The organism is Rhodoferax antarcticus ANT.BR (assembly GCF_001938565.1).
Taxonomy (GTDB): Bacteria; Pseudomonadota; Gammaproteobacteria; order Burkholderiales; family Burkholderiaceae_C; genus Rhodoferax; species Rhodoferax antarcticus.
Window position 1 is genome coordinate 778405 of sequence record NZ_MSYM01000013.1, and the last position, 18707, is coordinate 797111.

Here is an 18707-nt window from a genome sequence, read left to right on the forward strand (position 1 = left end):
AAACTGTGCGGCATGAAACATCAAGCTGTCACACCCCAAACTTCGTTGCCCTTGCCAGCCACCTACCCACGTCGCGTTTTACTGGCCGTAAGCGGCCTCACCCCGCAAATCGTCACCGAAACGTTGTATGCCTTGGCGGCTGACGAATTTGCGCCGTTCATCCCCACGGAAGTCCACCTGATCACCAGCGCCGAGGGTGCCCGTCGCGCCGAACTCTCCTTGCTCAGCGACGACTTGGGCTGGTTTCACAAGCTCTGCAAAGACTACCACCTGCCTGGTGTGAAGTTTGACCGCAGGCACATCCACATCATGCGCGATGCCAAAGGCCAACCGATGAACGACATCCGCAGCCCCGCCGACAACCGCGCCGCGGCAGACTTCATCACCGCGCAAGTCAGAAGCATCACCGCCGACAGCGGTTGCGCACTGCATGCCTCGATTGCCGGTGGTCGCAAAACCATGGGTTTTTACCTTGGCTACGCCCTGAGCCTGTTTGGTCGCCCACAAGACCGCCTGAGCCATGTGCTGGTGAGCGAACCGTTTGAATCGAGCTACGACTTTTTCTACCCCACGCCCTACAGCCGGGTGCTGCAAACCCGCGACGGCCAACTGGCCGACACCGCGCTGGCGCAAGTCACGCTGGCCGAAATCCCGTTTGTCAGTCTGCGCCACGGCCTGCCCACCAACTTGCTATCCGGTGTGGCCAGCTTCAACGACACCGTGGCTGCCGTGAATGCGTCGATGGCCCCAGCGCAGTTGACGCTGGACCTGGCGCGCCAATGCATTCACGCGGGTGGGCGTGAGGTGGACTTGCCACCGGCTGAGCTGGCCCTGCTGGCGGTGTTTGCACGCCAAACACTGCAAGGGCTGGAGCCCTTGGCGGCTCCCACCAAGGATGTACCCGACGTGATCTGGGCCAAACGTTACCTGCGCGAATACCGTCGCATCACCGGCACGCTGGCTGACATCGAATCCACCGAACGGGCGTTAAAAGACGGCATGGACGGCGATTATTTTTCACAACGCAAATCCAAGCTGGAGCGACGCTTGAAAACCGCACTGGGCCCCGCCGCTGCGGCTTATCGCATCAGCGACGGCGGCACGCGACCGAGGCGTTACGCGCTAACCCTGAGTCCAGATGCTGTACGATTTGCTCAAGATGTGGCGTTCAAGGAGGAAATTTGATGACCATGCAAACGCTGACCTACCAGGTCAGTTTCAATACACCCGCTTTTCTGGGTAATGCCGAACAACAAGCCCAGTGGCGCACGCCGCCGTTCAAGGCGCTGCTGCGGCAGTGGTGGCGGGTGGTGAAAGCGCCTGACGTGGGCTATGACCACCACGCTTTGCTGCGCTTGGAGAACGAATTGTTCGGCAGCGCCGGGGCGAGTGACGCGGATTCCACGGGTGGCGGGCGATCCAAGGTGCAGTTGAGGCTTTCGAGCTGGGACGCGGGTGGGTTAACTTCCGTTCCCACCGGGGAGATGGTAAGCCACACCGAGGTTCCGGGTGGAAAGGTAGGCGCGAACCTTTACTTGGGTTATGGCCCCATTGGAGGTCAAACGCGCAGTGCCATCAAACCCGGCTCCAGCGCACCCATCGCTCTCAAATTGCGATGTCCCATCGAGCATGGAGCCGACCTGCGAAAGGCCATGCAACTGGTCGCGTGGTTTGGCACCTTGGGTTCACGGTCGCGTAATGGGTGGGGCTCCTTGCATTTGGAGGCACCGTCTGGCGAGCAATCAGTGCTCGGCTTTTCAGATTTAGCCAATGCAAACTTTCTGATGGAGACATCCCCACTTCTTTCACTGACAGACTGCCTCAGTCGCGATTGGCGCGCTGCCCTTGGTACGGATGACACCGCCCCCTTGGTCTGGAGGCTATTCCAGCTGGGTCCAAGAAACCAAGACGGCAAGTTGCCTCTTGAGCCTTTTGTAAAGTGGGAGGACGCAATGCGGGAACTCGCCCGCATCAAAATTGCGGTGCGTACTTCTGAATTCTTCAGCTTTCATAAACACGGGGGTGGCAAAGAGGGTCATCCGCAACCATTGCCGCGACATATCTTGGCTTATCCGGCTGGCAGTAAGCACAAAGTGGACGCCTCCGGCTGGAAAGATCAAGGACGCATGGCCAATCAAGTGGTTTTTAAGGTACATCGCTGGAAAACGGGCTTCACCGCAACCATCGCCCATTTTCCCACTACAACTCCGCTGCATATGGCGCACAAGCTGCATTTACCTGACGCGCGCTTGGTTTGGCAAGAGGTACATCATTTGTTAGACGTTGAAAGAAGTAAAGGCTTGCTGCGGATCAAGGGAGTTCAAGCATGACCATCCATAAAACCAACTACCCCAAAAAACTCGCCGCCTGGCTGCACGACCCGGCTGAAAAGCAACTGGTGCTGATGCGCGATCCGGTCGGGCATGAGGGCGGAAGCATTGTCGCCATCGGTAAAGAGCTTGGCCTGCCAACGCAGCCCGCCATGCGAAAAGTCAATGGCATCTGGAAAAAGCTCGACTACGACAAACTCAAGCAAGACAAGTCAGTCCATGCAGCGGATTGCCTGGCCGCTGCAGCCGACCGCCCCAATTGGCCGCGCCGTGACGATGTAAAAGGCTACCAACAATTTGAATCCGTCAAGTTCGCCAAAGTGCCTGAGCTGATTCACCCCTTGTCGGGTGAAACCCTCCATCTGGGTTCGCTCGATTTGGCTATTGATGCGGAGCACATCAAAACCGTCAGCCAAGCCCATTTTGAGAGCCTGATTCAAGAGGACGATGACGACCTGCGCAAAACCTTTCTGGCCTTCTGGCGCTTTGGCCCAGAACTTGGTGCAGACGCTGAGCAGATCGGTGCGCTCTGGCCCATGCTGCCCGCCGACTCACGCACGCCGGACCACAGCATCTGGTCGCATGTGGACACAGTGTCTGCCATTCACACTGCACTAGCCGTGGATAACGATGGCCACCCGGACCAACCTGCCTTGCTGGTGATGAGCTTTGGCCCGGTGCAGGGCTTTATTGGGCAGGCACGCTCAACATCTGATTTGTGGGCCGGTTCGCACCTACTGTCCAGTTTGGTGTGGGAGGCCATGAAACCCATTGTCAGCCACCTCGGGCCGGACGTGATGGTGTTCCCCGCCCTGCGCGGCGTGCCGGTGGTGGACCAGTGGTTGATGAGCCCCGAGGCGGGTGGCGATGCCTTCAAGCAACTATTTGAAAACATCGACTCGGAGCTGCTCAGCGACAACACCGACACCAACCCGCTGTTTGCCGCCAGCCTGCCCAACAAATTCATGGCGATTGTCCCGTCTAAACAGGCTGCAGCCCTTGCTGAACTTGCGATAGCAGCTATCAGAAACGCAGCAAAAAACTGGACGATTGAAGCGGCCGAGCTGACCTTCAAAACCGCAGGTATGGCGCTTACCGATGTCACCCGAGCCCAGATCAAAGCGCAATTGGCCGGTTTCCCCGAAGCTTATTGGGCTGCGGCCACCTGGCCCGTGGGTCAAGGCGATGACTACAAAGATGCCATCAGCGCAGCCAAGCAACTGCACACGGCGCTAGACAGCATTCACCCAAAACTTAAGGAGCAAGGCGTGTTTCAGGAGGCCACCTGGCAAGTGCTCACCAAAGAACTCAAGCTCAATGGACTCAAATTCTTTGAGCCCAACACCGGCATCCTTTACCCGGCGGTCTACGAGCTAGCCGAGCGTGCGCTGGGTGCCGCCAAAGCCACGCGGCCGTTTGTCCCGATGCTGGAAGAAGGCCACCGCTGCACCCTGACGGGCGAGGCCGAATGGCTGACCGACACACGCAGCCTGCCAGACGGGCGGAGCCTGCTGGGTGCTTCGCGCACCGAGCGCGCTTCCCACAGCGTTTGGGGCAAGCTGGCCGCGAAAAAGCCTTCTTGGGTCAAGAAGGGTGAACACCTGGGTGCCATTGCCACCCTCAAACGCCTGTGGCCCACGCTGTTTGCCAAACGCGTAAGCGACCTGACTGAGGGCCACGTCACACGCTTTGTGGTCAGCACGCACGCGCTGGCGCTGTCTACCACGATGACCCGGGCGCTACAGAACGGGCTCGATGGTGCCAAACTCGCCGCGCTTGAAGAACTGGTTTTCGACCAAGATAGCGAGTCGGCCACATTGCCCAAATCCGTCTTGCGTGAAGTACGCGAGCATTTCAAGGGCGACCGGGCGCTGCAACAGCGCGCGGTCGACGTGTTCAAACGCTTGCCCGCAGCGCTGGACGCATTGAAAGAATCCACCCAGCGCGATGCCGACGGCGATCTGCGGGAGTTTGAAGGCGCGCTCCAACGCATTTTGGGTGCCAAGCCCGAAACCTACTACGCCTTGATCTTGATGGACGGCGACCGCATGGGCGGCTGGCTGGCCGGTAACGAAGACGCCTACAAACTGGCCTACCGCGACACTTGGCACAGCAAAGTGCTGGGTGAAATGGCCAAGCACGAAAGCAGCAACCCAACGCTTACCGCTTATCTCAACACCAAACGCCCGGTATCGCCCGGCCGACACGGTGCCATTTCGCAGGCGCTCAACGACTTCTCGACCCGGCTGGCGCGCCATGTGGTGGAAGACTGCTGCAAGGGCAAGCTGCTGTACGCCGGTGGCGACGACGTGCTGGCGCTGGTGGCTGTGGACGACTTGTTTGACTGCATGCAGTTGCTGCGCCTGGCCTACAGCGGCATTGCACCCGATGACAGCATGGGCCTGGGCGAACGCATTGGTGCACTGCGCGCTGGTGGCAGCGGTAAACAACGCAAGCTGCTTCTTGACAAAGGCTTTGGCCTGCTCGATGGCCGCCTGATGACGCTGATGGGCCACAAGGCCACTGCTTCGATGGGGGCCGTCGTCGCCCACCACAGCGCGCCCTTGGGCATGGTGATGCGTGAACTGCGCGCTGCCGAGAGCCGCGCCAAAAACACTCCCCATGGCAAGGACGGCAAAGGCGATGACATCAACCGCGATGCCTTTTGCCTGCGCGTGCTCAAGCGCGGTGGTGGCGAGGTCAACGTCACCAGCCCGTGGTGGCCGGTGGCTGACGATCAGACTCCGCAAACCGGGCAAAGTGCGCTGGCACTGATGAAGCAACTGGCAGAACAACTGGCGCTGACCGACTTTTCGCGCGGAGCCATTTACCGGGCGCAACTCTGGTTTGAAGGCTTGACCGATGAGGCCAGCGACTGCCAAAGCAAGACGTGGCGTGAACAAATGGCGCATTCCTTGGCCTATCAATTCAAACGACAAACCAAAGAAGAAAAGGATGCGGTCGGGCTATTGGCCCATGCGGTCGTCAACTTTGTCTGCGACGTGATCAAGCCACAACAGCCACGCAGCGCCATTGACAATTTTTTGGTCACCAGCGAATTCTTCGCCCGCGAGGCCAGGGCTTTTCGGCCCGACAAGCCAGTGCCAAAGGGCAAGCCTGAAATCACCGGAGCCAGCGCATGAGCACCACCACTTACTTTTACGTGCGCCCGACCGACAGCCTGTTTGTGCGCGGTAACCTGGCGTTTGGCGACAGTGGTGAGCACGGCACCAGCCTGATGCCACCACCGCCATCCCTCTTCGCCGGAGCATTCCGTTCGGCCTTGCTGGGCAAAGATGCAGCGCAACTCGCCAGTTTTGTCGCTGCCGGGCGCTGTACCAACCCGCAATTGGCGCAATGCCTGGGTACACCCACCGCGCCGGGCGACTTTTGCATCACCTGGTTGTCACTGGCGGGCAATACGGGCACCGAAGCCGACCCCAAACCTGAACCGCTTTCACCGCTGCCCGCCGACCTACTCATGCTGGGCAAAACCTTCACCAAACTGGAACCACGCCCGCTAACGAAAGGCGTGCAGTCCGCCGGTGACTTACCCCAACGCGCCACCCTTATTTCTGGCAAGCAAGAAAAACCGACCGGCGGCATCTATCTGCGCGGCAAGGGTCTGAACTTGCACCTGCAAGGCCAAATGCCGGAACAGGCGCATGGCGTGCCAAGCAGCCACCTGTACCAGCGCGACCCGCGTCTGGGTATTGGCCTGAACTTGGACGCCCGCACCGCTGAGGAAGGGCAGATTTACACCACCGAAGGCTATGCCTTCAGCCCCAGCACCGGTTTTTTGGTCGGCATTCAAGGCGCTGCCAACTTACTCCCGACTAAAGGCGTGCTGCGCCTGGGTGGCGATGGCCGCAGCGCAAACTACCAGCAGATTCAATTTACACCCCCCAAACGGCCCGATTCGATCACCGCCAAAAAACGTTTCCGACTCATCCTGCAAACCCCGGCGATCTTCAGCCAAGGTTGGTTGCCGGAAGGCATTGTTCAACAAAACAATAGCGGCTTGCGCTTATCTGGTAAGGGATACAGTGCAATTTTGTCTTGCGCCTCACTGGGTCGGCGCGACGTGATCAGCGGTTGGGACTTGCACCAGTGGGCACCCAAACCAGCCCAAGCGGCGGTGCCAGCTGGTAGCGTTTACTGGTTTGAGCAGTTTGAGGGCGACATTGACAAGCTTGCCGCGTGGGTCGATGGTGGTCTGTGGCCCGACACTCTGGATGCCAACCAAGCCATGCGCCGCGCCGAGGGCTACAACCGCGCCCTGCTAGGTGCCTGGAACTAATTTAAAACTGTTTTTTTTGCTGTCACCGTTATTTTTGAGGAACCCCCATGTTTGAAGCATCTCAACTGGTTTTTTACTATGCCGTCAGCCCCGTCCACATGGGCGCAGGCAGCGCCATTGGTGCCATCGATAGCCCGATCCAGCGCGAGGTCCATACCCAGCACCCGATGTTTGCCGGCAGCGGCCTCAAAGGCGCACTGCGCCACCACTTCAACCGTGCCTGGCCGCGCTCCGAAGGTGATGACCGCAAAGCCAACAGCCTGATCAACCGCATTTTTGGCCCCGACACCGGTGCCTCAGACTTTGCCGGTGCCTTGAGTCTGAGCGACGCGCAATTGGTCGCCCTGCCGGTGCGCTCGCTCAAGGGCGGTTTTGCCTATGTGACGAGCCCGCTGGCGCTGGCGCGTCTGAAACGGCTGGCGCTGCAAGCCGGTTTGGCCTGCGACTGGACGGTGCCCGCAGTGACCGAGAACAAAGCCCTGGTCTGTGGCACTGGTCTGCTCACCCAACGCCCCGGCACGACTGCCAACGCCGCTGCCGACCAATTGGTGCTGGAGGCCTTCGAGTTCAGCGCCAGCCCGGATGCAAATCTGCAAAATGCTTCAAAATGGATAGCTACCAACGCACTACCAACAAGCGCAAGCGCCTTTTTTGCCGAAAAATTCAAAACCGACCTGGTGCTGCTGCATGACACCGACTTTGCTCACTTCGCCCGCCACGCCATGGTGGTGGAGCCGCACGTTCGGATCGACGACGACTCTGGCACCGCCGCCGTTAGTGGCCTGTTTTATGTGGAAAACCTGCCGCCCGAAACCTTGATGGTTGGCCTGGCGCAGGCCAGCATCGAGCGCTTCAAAAAGCACAGCCGCACCATCGACTCTGCCGCGCTGCTAAGCGCCCCCGAGGTGCTAGCCAAGGTTTTTGCGGGTCAGGGCGATGCACTGCCTGGCATTGGCGGCAAACTCCTGCAAATTGGTGGCGATGCCAGCACCGGGCGCGGGCTGGTGCTGGTACAAATCGCCACCTCAAGCTGAATCGCCTTGTCTAGCCCCCATCACTCACTGGAGTCCAGCCATGCAAGCCTACCAATTTGAACAATACGTTTCACCTGCTCATCGCATCAGTGTTGAACTGCCCGCCGATGCGCCGGTGGGTGCAGCCAAGATCATTGTGCTGTTTCCCGATACCGAACGGCATCAACCACCCAGCCAGCCTCAGCACCCGGAGTTTGCCAACATCGCGGAGTACCTTGCTTGGCATGACGCTCAGCCAGCGAGTGGACGCAGCACTGAGGAAATCGACCGTCAGATTCGCGAAGAGCATGACGGCTGGCGCGATTGACATGCAGCGCGTCTATCTTGATGCCAACGCCACGATCTACTTCGTGGAAAAAGCTGCACCGCACTATCCGGGCATTCGCAACCGGATGACCGATGCACACGGAAAGCCAATGGTGCATTGCGTCATCAGCGAGCTGCTGCTGATGGACGTGCGGGTGAAACCCCTGCGCGAACAAGACCAGGCGACGCTGGCCAGCTTTGAGCGCTACTTTGCAGCTTTTTCAAGCCAAACAGTCTCCATGGATAAATCGGTTTTTGAGTTGGCGACCCATTTGAGAGTCAGCCACAGCATCAAAACCCCCGATGCCCTGCACCTCGCTGCGGCCATCCACGCGGGCTGCGATCAGTTCTGGACGAACGACAGCAAGCTCATCCGGGCTGCAGAAGGCCGAATCGAAGTTATCAACATAGGGGAGCCTCATGGCACAAACACTTGACCAACAACGCGCCGGGCTGGCTTGGGGCTACGCCACCAATAGTCGAAAGCTGCAAGGCGACTTGTCTGACAAATATAGGAATTTAGCCAAAGGTGCACCGGCACTCATCATGAACAGCGGGCTGATGCCAACGCTGGCTTTCTACAACAGTAAATCCAAAGCCCACGAAGAAGTTGCGGAATCTGCGTTGCTGGCAGATTTGATGACCGGCATGATCCAACGCTTGGCCCCACAGCCAGCACCGCGTGACTTCGCAACATTTATGACCATGCTACAGAAATGCGAATCACGCGACTACCTGCGCTTTACCGACGAGGCACTTGAGTTGCTCAAGTGGTTACGGCAATTTGTAGATGCCGTCAAATCGAAGGACTAGTCCATGATCCCCGATCTCATCGCTGCCCTACCTGATCACATTCCCGCGCTATTTGCCGATGCCGCGCCGGGTCACAAATTTCACCTTTACTTCACGCATTGGGAAGCTGGCCGCTTTACGCCATACAAAGATGCCAGATTGCCAGACATCAAGCATTTTGAAAAACCTGAGCGTGAACGAATTCGGAGGGAGTTTGAAGCGCGAAAGAGGCGGGCACTGGGCAATGTTTGTCCTCTGGGGGATTCCGCAAAAGCCCAAATCACAGCCATCCGCACCCGCCAGCAAGCCCTCATCAAACACTACGGCACCAACGGTTATCACATCAGCACCAAAAGCACCGCGCCCTTTGCCACCGGCCTGGGCAACGAGCACCCGATTGAGAACGGCTTTGCCTTCCTCACACCTTACGGCCTGCCTTATCTGGCCGGCAGCGGGGTCAAAGGCATCTTGCGCCGGGCCATGCAGGAGTTAAGTAAAGACGGTGTTTATGGCTTCACCGATGAAACCATCAACACACTGTTTGGCCCAGAAAAAATTGACAAACCCGAAGACGCACAGCGTGGTGCTCTCGACTTCTGGGACGTGTTTCCCAGTCCTGCGGGCGGCAAGCTGGTGGTCGAAATCATGACCCCGCACTTTGGCGAGTACTACCGGGGCAATCAAACACCGCACGACTCCGGTGCCCCCGTGCCCGTGAGCTTTCTGGCCGTGCCCGCCAAATCAGACTTTGATTTCTCGGTGGTGTGCCAACCGCAGCGATTGCCCGAGGCGCTGCAAACCCAGTGGCGCCGCCTGCTCGACCAAGCGTTTGCCCACGCGTTTGAGTGGGTGGGTTTCGGTGCCAAAACCTCGGTGGGATATGGTGCGATGGCTGCAGCCAAGGCAGCGCCCCCGGTGGTCACCACATCAGGCTCTGGCCAGTCCGCCGTGCATACCGGGGCAAGTTCGACAAACCTGCAGACCTGGCCCGCAGCCAAGCTCACATTGAACCCCAGCACTGGCGAGATCGTGGCCAGTTTCGAGGGCAGGTCCACTACACCGCTGAAGAACCCACTGGCCAACGAACTGCGCTCGGCACTTGGCGAAGAACGCGCCGCCAAGCTGAAGAAAAACAAGGAACTCAAAGGCGTGTCAGTTGATGTCGAACCGCTGGGCAACGCCTTGGCGCTCAAGCGGCTGACTCCGTCATGAGTGACGTCAAGCCGGGAGCAGATGCTTTGATACCAGAACCAGACTCTGCGTCTTTCGAGCCGTACCCGCACCTCACCGATGCCCAGCACGACCTGTTTGATCGCATGAGCGAGATCAGCGAAGACTGTTTTTGCGCTGGCTGGATTCATGACAACGAATACAGTATCTGGCGCGTCATCGCGCTTGGTGACACCAGCACCGGCTACCCACCTATGAACCCCCGGCTGGTGCGGCGCTGCAAACAGCTCGCCAACGAGATCGGTGGCTGGATTCAGTGGACTGTAGATGGACCGCAATTTGCGCCCATGGCGCATTGGCTGGCAATGGTTGCCCAGCATAACGATGCCGGTAACGCTGGAAGCCCCGCATTCAAAACCACCGGTACTAGCATTGCCCCATGACCACCTGGTTTATCTCCCGTCACCCCGGTGCCATCGACTGGGGCAACCGGCAAAACCTGTTGATTGACCGGTTTGAGCCGCACCTTGACTTGGTTTTGATTCAAGGTGGCGACATCGTCATTGGTAGCCTGCCGGTCGACCTAGCCGCGCAGGTTTGCGCCCGTGATGCCGCCTACTGGCACCTGAGCCTGGCACTACCTTTTGAACTGCGGGGTGTCGAACTCAATGCCGATGATCTGGAGCGGCTGGGGGCCAAGATTGAACCGTTCGAGATTAAGCCCGCCCTCACTGCGACCAACAGGTAATCAACAATGTCCCCCTACACCACCCACCTCTGCCTGGTCTCCGCCCAAGCCACCCCCAACCTGCTGCCGGTGCTCGACGATGTCTGGCGGCCCAAAAAAGTCGTGCTGGCTTGCAGTGCGCAGATGAAAACTGCGGCGCAAGGGCTGCGCTCGGTCATCCAGACCAAGTGCCCGGGCCTGGTGGTTGAAACGCTGGAGCTGCCCAACGCCTACGACTACGCCGCGCTGTCCGACACTTTTTTGAGTTACCTGGCTGACCATGCCGACGACAACATCGCCTTGAACGTCACCGGCGGCACCAAGCTCATGGCCGTGGCGGCCCAAGAAGTGTTTCGCTCGGCTGGCAAACCGGTGTTTTATGTCAATGTGGAAAGCGACGAGGTGCTGGTGATTGGCGAGCAAGCCAAAAGCCAGCCCCTGCGCGCCAAACTCAAGGTGCATGAAATGCTGCGCGCCCACGGCTACAGCGTCACCACCCAAGAGCAGCCGCAAATCACGCGTGAGCTGCGCGACCTGACTGCCAGGCTGATTGACCATGTAGCCAGTGCTGGCCAGGCGCTTGGCACTATCAACGCCATAGCACGCATGGCGCGCGATGCACCTGGTCTGCGGGTTGACCTGACCCCCGCGCAGTACGACTCACGCTCGCTCATGGACATCTTTGCGCTGTTTGCCGATGCCGACCTGCTGCGTTTGAATGGCCCGGCCATCAGCTTTAAAAACGAGGATGCGCGGTTTTTTGTCAACGGCGGTTGGCTCGAAGCGCATGTGTATGAGGCCCTGCAGTCACTGCGCACCCAACACGAATCACTCACTGACGTGGCGATGGGCGTGCGCGTGGCCTTTGGCGGTGCTGACCCTCGCGCAGCCGCCAAAAACCGCGATAAAAACGAGATTGATGTGGCCTTTTTGTACCGCAACACCCTGCACCTGATCGAATGCAAAACCGCCAACCTGGCCCAAGGCGGCAAGGGCGACGACAGTAAAGCCACTGAAGCGCTTTACAAAATGGAATCGCTCTTGAAGCTTGGCGGCCTGCGCACCCGTGGCATGGTGGTGGACTACCGTGGCCAGCTTAGCCAGAGTGAGGCCGACCGCCAGCGCGCTGCTGAGGCCGGCATTGCCATCGTCTCAGGCGCCCAGCTCAAAGACCTCAAAGGTGCCATCAGCCGCCTGTGGCTGGCCAAACGCGACTAAAAACCCCCGCCCATGTTCACCCGCCCCCTGCCCATTGCCCGCTACCGCTTCACGGCCATCGTGCAGCAGCCGCTGCAACTGCCTGACTTTGCAGGCTCGCTGTTGCGCGGGCAGTTTGGTGCAGCCCTCAGAAGCGTCGCCTGCATGACCCGCGCACCGGCCTGTCCCGGCTGCCCCTTGATTCAGACCTGCCCCTACAGCCGCATTTTTGAAGCCCCGCCGCCGCCCAAAGGCCAGCACACGCTGCAAGACTTCAGCCAGATTCCCAAGCCCTACATCATCGAGCCACCCACACCGGGTGCGCGGCTGCTGGCCGCAGGTGAGCCGCTGGTCTTCAACCTGGTGCTGGTCGGCCACGCCATTGACCAACTGGCGCTCGTCGTCTTTGCCCTGCAACGCATGCTGGCCCAGGGCCTGACGCGCCAGCGCGTGCCCGCTGATCTGGTGCAGGTGGACTGGCTGGCTACTGAGGCCGACTCTGCCCAAACCATCTGGACCGCCAGCCAGCCCACGCTGGCCGCGCACGCCGCATCGCTAAACCATTTAAATTCAAAATCAATAGCTACCAGCGCAGTATCCACGGGGGCTACAGGCCAAAATGATGTAAAAATTGCACTTAACATCCAAACCCCGCTACGCCTGCAGCACCAAGGCAAACCGCTGGGCGTAGGCCAGCTCACACCGCGCGCGCTGGTGGCCGCCATTGCCCGGCGAACCGCCCTGCTGATGGAATTTCATACTGGCCAAAGCGGCTGGGGTGAGGCCGCCCGCGCCATCACCCACCTGAGCGAGACCTTGAGCGACACGCAAGACCTGCACTGGTTTGACTGGACCCGTTATTCATCACGCCAGCAGCAGGAAATGACGCTGGGTGGCGTGCTGGGCACCTGGACGCTGCACGGCAGCGCCGAAGCCCTTGCCCAAATCGAACCCTGGCTATGGCTGGGCCAATGGCTGCACGTCGGCAAAAACGCCACCATGGGGCAAGGTTGCTACACATTAAATAGCTAGTTGCGCACGTTGCACCTGGGTTAGAGGCCAATTTCATATAAATTTCGGCCTTTGCCCACCTCAGCCAGCCAGCACCCTCAAACGCCCATATCTCTCACCAGCGGCAAGCTTGCCGCACCCGCCAAACCAATGCGACGGCCCAACAATGCCGCCATGCCCCACCGTGACCTGTACCTGGCCTGCTACGACATCAGCGAACCGCGCCGCCTGATCGCCGCCCTCAAGCTCACCCGCGCCTACGCCACCGGCGGCCAGAAATCAGTGCATGAGATATTTTTAACCCCGGCCGAGCGCGGCAATCTGCTTGATGACATGGCCGTGCTGATCGACCTGGCCACAGACCGCTTCATGCTGCTGCGGCTGGACCCGCGCAACAAGGTTCACACCCTGGGCAAAGCCCTCAAACCGGTTGACCCGGACTACTTTTATGTCGGCTGACCTGCTGGCATCAGTGCGCCGGTGGCAGTAGCACCTGCACATCAAGGCCCGGCACATCATCAAAGTCTTTGCGGTTGTAGGTAATCAACCGCAGCCCATGCTGCACTGCTGACCTGGCCGTCATCAGACTTCATCAGATATGGGTTTGGTCCATCGTGCGCCAGCGCCGCAAGCTTGCCGCACCCATCAAAACCGCAAGTTCGCGACAAACTCAGCGCCATGGCACTACTCCTACTTGACCGCGCCCAACTCGACATCAAATCCGAGGGCGAAACCCTGGCCCTGTACGAGGCCGGCGTGCGCCGTGGCACCGTACCCATCAAGCTGATTGACCGCTGCGTTATCCACGGCGCGCAAACCCGGCTTGACAGCGGCGTGCTGATCAAACTGGCCCAGGCCGGTGCCACCACCGTGCTGATGAGCCCGCGTGGCGTGCGTCGGGTGGCACTTGTGCTAGGCCCGCAGCACAACGATGCGGCCGTGCGCCTGGCTCAATCGCAGCATGTACTAGACGACAAGGCCTGTTGCCAATGGGCGCACGCCCTTGTGCGCGCCAAATTGCAGCGCCAGCAGCGCACCTTGAAAACCCTGCAAACTGCCCGGCCTGACGCCCGCAAACCCTTGTTTGATGCGCTGCACACGGTTAACACTATTCGCGCCCAGCTTGGCACCGCAACGGACATCGGCCCAGCGGCCCCGCCCACGCTGGCCAGCCTGCGCGGCTATGAAGGGGCCGCCGCCCGCGCCTATTTTGCCGGTCTGAGCAGCGTATTTGCCCCGGCGCTCAACTTCACCGGGCGCAACCGCCGCCCACCGCGCGACCCGGTCAACGTCTGCTTGTCACTGAGCTACAGCATGGCTCATGTGCTCGCCGTGCAAGCCTGCGTGACAGCTGGGCTCGACCCGCTACTGGGCTTTTACCACCGCCCCGCCTTCGGCCGCGAAAGCCTGGCCAGCGACCTCATCGAACCCCTGCGCCCCGCCATTGACCTGTGGGTGTGGGAGCTGCTGCGCAGCCGCACCCTGCGCGAAGAGCACTTCAGCCAGGACAAAGGTGCCTGTCTGTTGGGCAAAGCCGGGCGCGCCATCTATTACGCCGAGTTCGAGAAAAGCTCAGCCCCCTGGCGGCGTTGGCTGCGTGGCCAAACCCAGGCGCTGGCCCGCAATTTGCGCCAAGTGGGCGAACTCTGGCTCGGTGACGCCGAACAAGACGAAGAGGCCACATGAAAACTGCCGTATCTACCCGCGCCATCAAACCCGGCCCCGGCGCGCGTTGCCTGTATTTGGGCAGCCGCGAACACAAGCGTGTCAGCTGCACCGCCGAGGCTCTGGTGGTGACCAACGCCAGCGCCCAAACCCTGCGCTACCCCGTGGCACGCGTGGCGCGGGTTGTCAGCAGTGCCGACGTGGTGGACTGGAGCGGCCCGGCACTAGCCCTGTGTATGCGCGCCGGCATTGGCATCACCTGGCTAGATTCACGCGGCCAGGCCGTGGGCAGCATCTACCCGCAAACCCGCAGCACCGCCAGCCTGGCCACCGTGCTGGAGCTGTGGAGCGAGCGTGAAGACGGGCCGGAGCGCTATCAAAACTGGCTCAAAAGGTGCCGCATGGACATCTTGGTGCGCTGGCGTGAAAGCCAGCTTGACAGCGTCAGCCCGCAGCAATGGGAAAGCACCAAACGCGAATGGGTTTACAACCAAACCTTTGCAGTACACCTGCCAACCACCTTGCGCAGCCTTTGCCTGGCCTATGTGGCATCACAGCTGGCCAGCTATGGTCTGACCCCACAACTGTGGGGGCCGCGCATTGAAAACATCGACCTGGACGAAGACCTGTGCGAACTCCTCTGGGCCGAGATGAACCTGGCCACCGGCGCGCTGGCCGACAACGCCGCAGGGGCCGCCGCCGTAACAGCCTTGTTTGAACGCTGGACCGCACGCAACGCCAGCGCGCTCACCGTGCACCTGGCCTGCCTGCACCGCACAGCCCTGAAAGCCATGCACCAATGAGCCAACACGCCACCGCGCAATGGCTGGTCACCTACGACATTGCCGACCCACGCCGGCTAAGCCGTTTGTTTAAGTACCTGAAAAAAAACGGAGTGCCCGTGCAATATTCAGTATTTCTGGTGGAAGCATCCGCAATCAGAATGGCGGCAATGATGGTGCAGATCGACAGCATCATCCACCCACAAGCTGACGACGTGCGGGCCTACTGCCTGCCCGACACCCTGTGGCAGGCGACGCTGGGCAAGAGCATCCTGCCCGCGGACACCCTGCCGGGCAATGACTTTTTGCTGCGATGAAATCACTGGCCATCACACCATGTCGGAAAACCGGCAAGTAGCAACGGAAGTGCTTGATACACTTGCGTTTTTCCGACAATGCGGAACGAATACCAGCCCTGAATTCAAAGGGATTAAGACATAGATTTCGTTTTGAGTTCATCAGGTACAGGAACGAATACCAGCCCTGAATTCAAAGGGATTAAGACTGCGCTGCTGCTGCGCGTTCTTTGCGTATCGCGAACGAATACCAGCCCTGAATTCAAAGGGATTAAGACGGCAGTTTCGAGTTCATCGTTCTTTTTATCCAACGAACGAATACCAGCCCTGAATTCAAAGGGATTAAGACCCGAAGTCGCCTCTTGATGCTCACCCGCGCCGAACGAATACCAGCCCTGAATTCAAAGGGATTAAGACTTTTTGCCCTCATAGGTTTCGATGTGAATCTCGGAACGAATACCAGCCCTGAATTCAAAGGGATTAAGACGTCCAACATAGCGACAATGTCGCCGCGTCCGATAGAACGAATACCAGCCCTGAATTCAAAGGGATTAAGACATACCTGCCTGAATCAGTGCGTTTTCCGCCGTACGAACGAATACCAGCCCTGAATTCAAAGGGATTAAGACCTCTGAAGACTGTTCAGCTCGTACTGCTGTTTCGAACGAATACCAGCCCTGAATTCAAAGGGATTAAGACCATCACAAAGTCATACACCACGATAGGGCGCAGGAACGAATACCAGCCCTGAATTCAAAGGGATTAAGACAGCACCAACAAACGCAGAATCTTGCTGCTCCTGAACGAATACCACCCCTGAATTCAAAGGGATGAAGACCCGTCTTCAACCGCGCCTACGTCCCCGATGTGACCACCAAGGGCTAACCCGTAGCCGGGTAGCAGCCGCAGCTTTCTACAATAAAAGCACGTTCGTTCTTTTTGAAATTGGAGGCATCCATGTCCGTTGACTACACCGTGCAGGGCCAAGTGGCCGTGCTCACGCTGAACAACCCGCCGGTGAACGGTCTGGGCCTGGCCACACGGGTGGCGTTGACTAACGGCCTGGCGCGGGCGCTGGCAGATGAGGCGGTGGTTGCTATCGTTATTTCCGGGGCGGGCAGGGCGTTTTCTGGCGGGGCCGATATCACCGAATTTGGCTCGCCCAAGGCGTTTCAGGAGCCTAACTTGCTGAGCGTGATTTTGGCCGTGGAAGCTGCCACCAAGCCGCTGATTGCCGCCGTGCACAGCGTGTGCATGGGTGGCGGGCTGGAGCTGGCGCTGGGTTGCCATTACCGCATCGCCGCGCCGGGTTGCCAGGTGGCGCTGCCCGAAGTCAAGCTCGGGCTGCTGCCCGGCGCTGGCGGCACGCAGCGCCTGCCGCGCGTCATCGGTGTGGAGCCGGCGCTGAACATGATCGTCGGCGGCACGCCGGTCAAGAGTGAGCAACTCTTCGCACTGCCGGGGCAAAAGCTATTTGACAAACTGGTGCAGTCTTCTGAGAGCTTGCTGGCCGAGGCGCTGGCCTTCGCTGCCGAAGTGGCGAATGCGCGCCCCTTGCCGCTGGTGCGCCAACTGCCGTGCAGCCACCCGCAGGGCGACGGCTACTTTCAGTTCGCCCGCAACAGGGTCAAGGGCATGGCCAAGCACTTTCCGGCACCGCTCAAGTGTGTGGATGCCGTGCAGGCCGCCACGCGCCATAAGTTTGCCGACGGTATGGCTTTTGAGCGCGACACCTTTTTGAACCTGATGTGGACGCCTGAACACCGCGCGCTCAAGCACCTGTTTCTGGCCGAACGTGCAGCGCCAAAAGTGCCGGATGTCCCCGCGGATACTGCGCTGAGAGCTATTAAAAGCGTAGCTGTGGTTGGCGCAGGCACCATGGGCGGCGGCATGGCCGTGGCTTTTTTGAACGCGGGCCTGCCGGTCAAACTGCTCGAAGCCCAACCCGAAGCATTGGCGCGCGGCGTGGCCACCATCCGTCAAAGCTACGAGTCGCAAGTCAAAAAAGGCAAGCTCAAGCCTGACAAACTAGAACAGCGCCTGTCGCTGCTAACCACCACGCTGCGCTACGACGACCTGCACGATGCCGACCTGGTGATCGAAGCTGTGTTCGAGGACATGGGCGTGAAAGAGGCCGTGTTCCGCGAGTTGGACCGCGTCATGAAACCCGGCGCCATTCTGGCCAGCAACACCTCCACGCTGGACCTAAACCATATCGCCGCCATGACGCAGCGCCCGCAAGACGTGGTGGGCCTGCATTTCTTCAGCCCGGCCAACGTGATGCAACTGCTGGAAGTGGTGCGCGGCGCGCAAACCGCCACCGACGTGCTGACCAGCGTGCTGGCGCTGGCCAAAAAGATCAAAAAGACAGCAGTGGTCAGCGGCGTATGCGACGGCTTCATTGGCAACCGCATGGTCGAGCACTACCTGCGCCAGGCCGGTTTTCTGCTGGACGAAGGTTGCACGCCAGCGCAAGTGGACCGCGCCATGGAGACCTTTGGCTTTGCCATGGGCCCGTTTCGCATGAGTGACCTCTCGGGTAACGACATTGGCTGGGCTGTGCGCAAGCGCCGCGCGGTCGAAAAACCCGGTTTCAAGTTCAGCCAGACGGCGGATTTGCTGTGCGAGCAGGGGCGCTTCGGCCAGAAAACCGGCGCGGGCTGGTACGACTATGTTCCCGGCAAACGCGACGCGCTGCCCAGCGCCTGGGTGACGCAGATGATCGACGCCCACCGCGCCAGTTTGGGGTTAACGCCGCGCAAAATCACCGACGAGGAGATCGTGCAGCGCCTGGTGTTTGCGCTGGTCAACGAGGGTGCCCGCATCCTGGAAGACGGCATTGCCAACAAGTCCAGCGACATCGACATCGTCTACATCTACGGTTACGGTTTTCCGGTGCATCGCGGTGGCCCCATGGCTTATGCCAACGAGGTCGGCCTGTTCAACGTGGTAGCCGCCATGCAGCGTTTTGCCCAAAACCCGCTTGACGATGCCGCCTTCTGGCAGCCTGCAGCGCTCTTGCAGCGCCTGGTGCTAGAGGGCAAAACCATATAAGAAATTGGCCTCTAGCCCTTATGCAATAAGCGCGAGTAGCTCT

General features: G+C 59.7%; 19 protein-coding genes and 1 CRISPR repeat array. Of the genes, 18 read left to right on the plus strand and 1 reads right to left on the minus strand.

The annotated features are described in order from the left end of the window. The first annotated feature begins 12 nt into the window (after positions 1-12). The 14 genes from csm6 to BLL52_RS12515 all read left to right on the plus strand — a co-directional run bounded on the left by csm6 (position 13) and on the right by BLL52_RS12515 (position 13326). The gene (csm6, locus tag BLL52_RS12450; protein ID WP_075586934.1) at positions 13-1185 is read left to right on the plus strand and encodes a CRISPR-associated ring nuclease Csm6; all 1173 of its coding nucleotides are present in this window, start codon (positions 13-15) and stop codon (positions 1183-1185) included. Beyond that, positions 1185-2330 (plus strand): RAMP superfamily CRISPR-associated protein, encoded by a 1146-nt coding sequence (locus tag BLL52_RS12455; protein WP_075586935.1) that lies wholly within the window; start codon positions 1185-1187, stop codon positions 2328-2330. The genes csm6 and BLL52_RS12455 overlap by 1 nt, the downstream gene beginning before the upstream one ends. Next, positions 2327-5473, plus strand: a complete 3147-nt coding sequence (gene cas10, locus BLL52_RS12460; protein WP_075586936.1) for a type III-B CRISPR-associated protein Cas10/Cmr2 — start codon at positions 2327-2329, stop codon at positions 5471-5473. Before BLL52_RS12455 ends, cas10 begins: the two co-directional genes overlap by 4 nt. Next, complete coding sequence (cmr3, locus tag BLL52_RS12465) at positions 5470-6630, plus strand: type III-B CRISPR module-associated protein Cmr3 (protein WP_075586937.1); 1161 nt, start codon at positions 5470-5472, stop codon at positions 6628-6630. The genes cas10 and cmr3 overlap by 4 nt, the downstream gene beginning before the upstream one ends. A 47-nt stretch (positions 6631-6677) precedes the next feature. Continuing rightward, positions 6678-7664: a type III-B CRISPR module RAMP protein Cmr4 gene (gene cmr4 / locus BLL52_RS12470; protein WP_075586938.1), complete on the plus strand. Its 987-nt coding sequence runs from the start codon at positions 6678-6680 to the stop codon at positions 7662-7664. A gap of 40 nt (positions 7665-7704) precedes the next feature. After that, positions 7705-7971 carry a hypothetical protein gene (locus BLL52_RS20790; RefSeq protein ID WP_075586939.1) on the plus strand — a complete coding sequence of 89 codons (267 nt, stop codon included), beginning with the start codon at positions 7705-7707 and terminating at the stop codon, positions 7969-7971. After that, entirely contained in the window at positions 7907-8407 is a 501-nt protein-coding gene (locus BLL52_RS12480) for a type II toxin-antitoxin system VapC family toxin (protein WP_206744493.1), read from the plus strand. The genes BLL52_RS20790 and BLL52_RS12480 overlap by 65 nt, the downstream gene beginning before the upstream one ends. After that, positions 8391-8783, plus strand: coding sequence for a type III-B CRISPR module-associated protein Cmr5 (gene cmr5 / locus BLL52_RS12485; protein WP_075586940.1), 393 nt, complete (start codon positions 8391-8393; stop codon positions 8781-8783). The genes BLL52_RS12480 and cmr5 overlap by 17 nt, the downstream gene beginning before the upstream one ends. Positions 8784-8786: 3 nt before the next feature. Then, positions 8787-9974 (plus strand): type III-B CRISPR module RAMP protein Cmr6, encoded by a 1188-nt coding sequence (cmr6, locus tag BLL52_RS12490; RefSeq protein WP_075586941.1) that lies wholly within the window; start codon positions 8787-8789, stop codon positions 9972-9974. Then, positions 9971-10375 (plus strand): hypothetical protein, encoded by a 405-nt coding sequence (locus BLL52_RS12495; protein WP_075586942.1) that lies wholly within the window; start codon positions 9971-9973, stop codon positions 10373-10375. The genes cmr6 and BLL52_RS12495 overlap by 4 nt, the downstream gene beginning before the upstream one ends. Beyond that, a complete protein-coding gene (gene csx16 / locus BLL52_RS12500; protein ID WP_075586943.1) occupies positions 10372-10680 on the plus strand; it encodes a CRISPR-associated protein Csx16 in 309 nt (102 codons plus the stop codon). The genes BLL52_RS12495 and csx16 overlap by 4 nt, the downstream gene beginning before the upstream one ends. A 6-nt stretch (positions 10681-10686) precedes the next feature. After that, positions 10687-11877, plus strand: coding sequence for a Card1-like endonuclease domain-containing protein (locus BLL52_RS12505; RefSeq protein ID WP_075586944.1), 1191 nt, complete (start codon positions 10687-10689; stop codon positions 11875-11877). 12 nt (positions 11878-11889) lie between these two features. Beyond that, a complete protein-coding gene (cas6, locus tag BLL52_RS12510; RefSeq protein WP_075586945.1) occupies positions 11890-12888 on the plus strand; it encodes a CRISPR system precrRNA processing endoribonuclease RAMP protein Cas6 in 999 nt (332 codons plus the stop codon). Between the two features lie 153 nt (positions 12889-13041). After that, positions 13042-13326: a CRISPR-associated endonuclease Cas2 gene (locus BLL52_RS12515; protein WP_075587246.1), complete on the plus strand. Its 285-nt coding sequence runs from the start codon at positions 13042-13044 to the stop codon at positions 13324-13326. A 10-nt stretch (positions 13327-13336) separates the two neighbouring features. Here BLL52_RS12515 and BLL52_RS22010 read toward each other — a convergent pair whose 3' ends face one another. Then, positions 13337-13450: a type II toxin-antitoxin system VapC family toxin gene (locus BLL52_RS22010; RefSeq protein WP_139313379.1), complete on the minus strand. Its 114-nt coding sequence runs from the start codon at positions 13448-13450 to the stop codon at positions 13337-13339. Positions 13451-13545: 95 nt separating this feature from the next. Here BLL52_RS22010 and cas1 point away from each other — a divergent pair, with 95 nt between their 5' ends. The 4 genes from cas1 (at position 13546) to BLL52_RS12535 (ending at position 18664) form a co-directional block, all read left to right on the plus strand. Continuing rightward, positions 13546-14553 carry a CRISPR-associated endonuclease Cas1 gene (cas1, locus tag BLL52_RS12520; RefSeq protein ID WP_075587247.1) on the plus strand — a complete coding sequence of 336 codons (1008 nt, stop codon included), beginning with the start codon at positions 13546-13548 and terminating at the stop codon, positions 14551-14553. After that, positions 14550-15335, plus strand: a complete 786-nt coding sequence (locus BLL52_RS12525) for a CRISPR-associated endonuclease Cas1 (RefSeq protein WP_075586946.1) — start codon at positions 14550-14552, stop codon at positions 15333-15335. Before cas1 ends, BLL52_RS12525 begins: the two co-directional genes overlap by 4 nt. Next, on the plus strand, positions 15332-15631 hold the full coding sequence (gene cas2, locus BLL52_RS12530; RefSeq protein ID WP_075586947.1) for a CRISPR-associated endonuclease Cas2: 300 nt from the start codon (positions 15332-15334) through the stop codon (positions 15629-15631). Before BLL52_RS12525 ends, cas2 begins: the two co-directional genes overlap by 4 nt. An 83-nt stretch (positions 15632-15714) precedes the next feature. Beyond that, a CRISPR array of direct repeats spans positions 15715-16448; the repeat unit is 37 nt; unit sequence GAACGAATACCAGCCCTGAATTCAAAGGGATTAAGAC. Between the two features lie 119 nt (positions 16449-16567). Beyond that, a complete protein-coding gene (locus BLL52_RS12535; RefSeq protein ID WP_075586948.1) occupies positions 16568-18664 on the plus strand; it encodes a 3-hydroxyacyl-CoA dehydrogenase NAD-binding domain-containing protein in 2097 nt (698 codons plus the stop codon). Positions 18665-18707 lie beyond the last annotated feature (43 nt).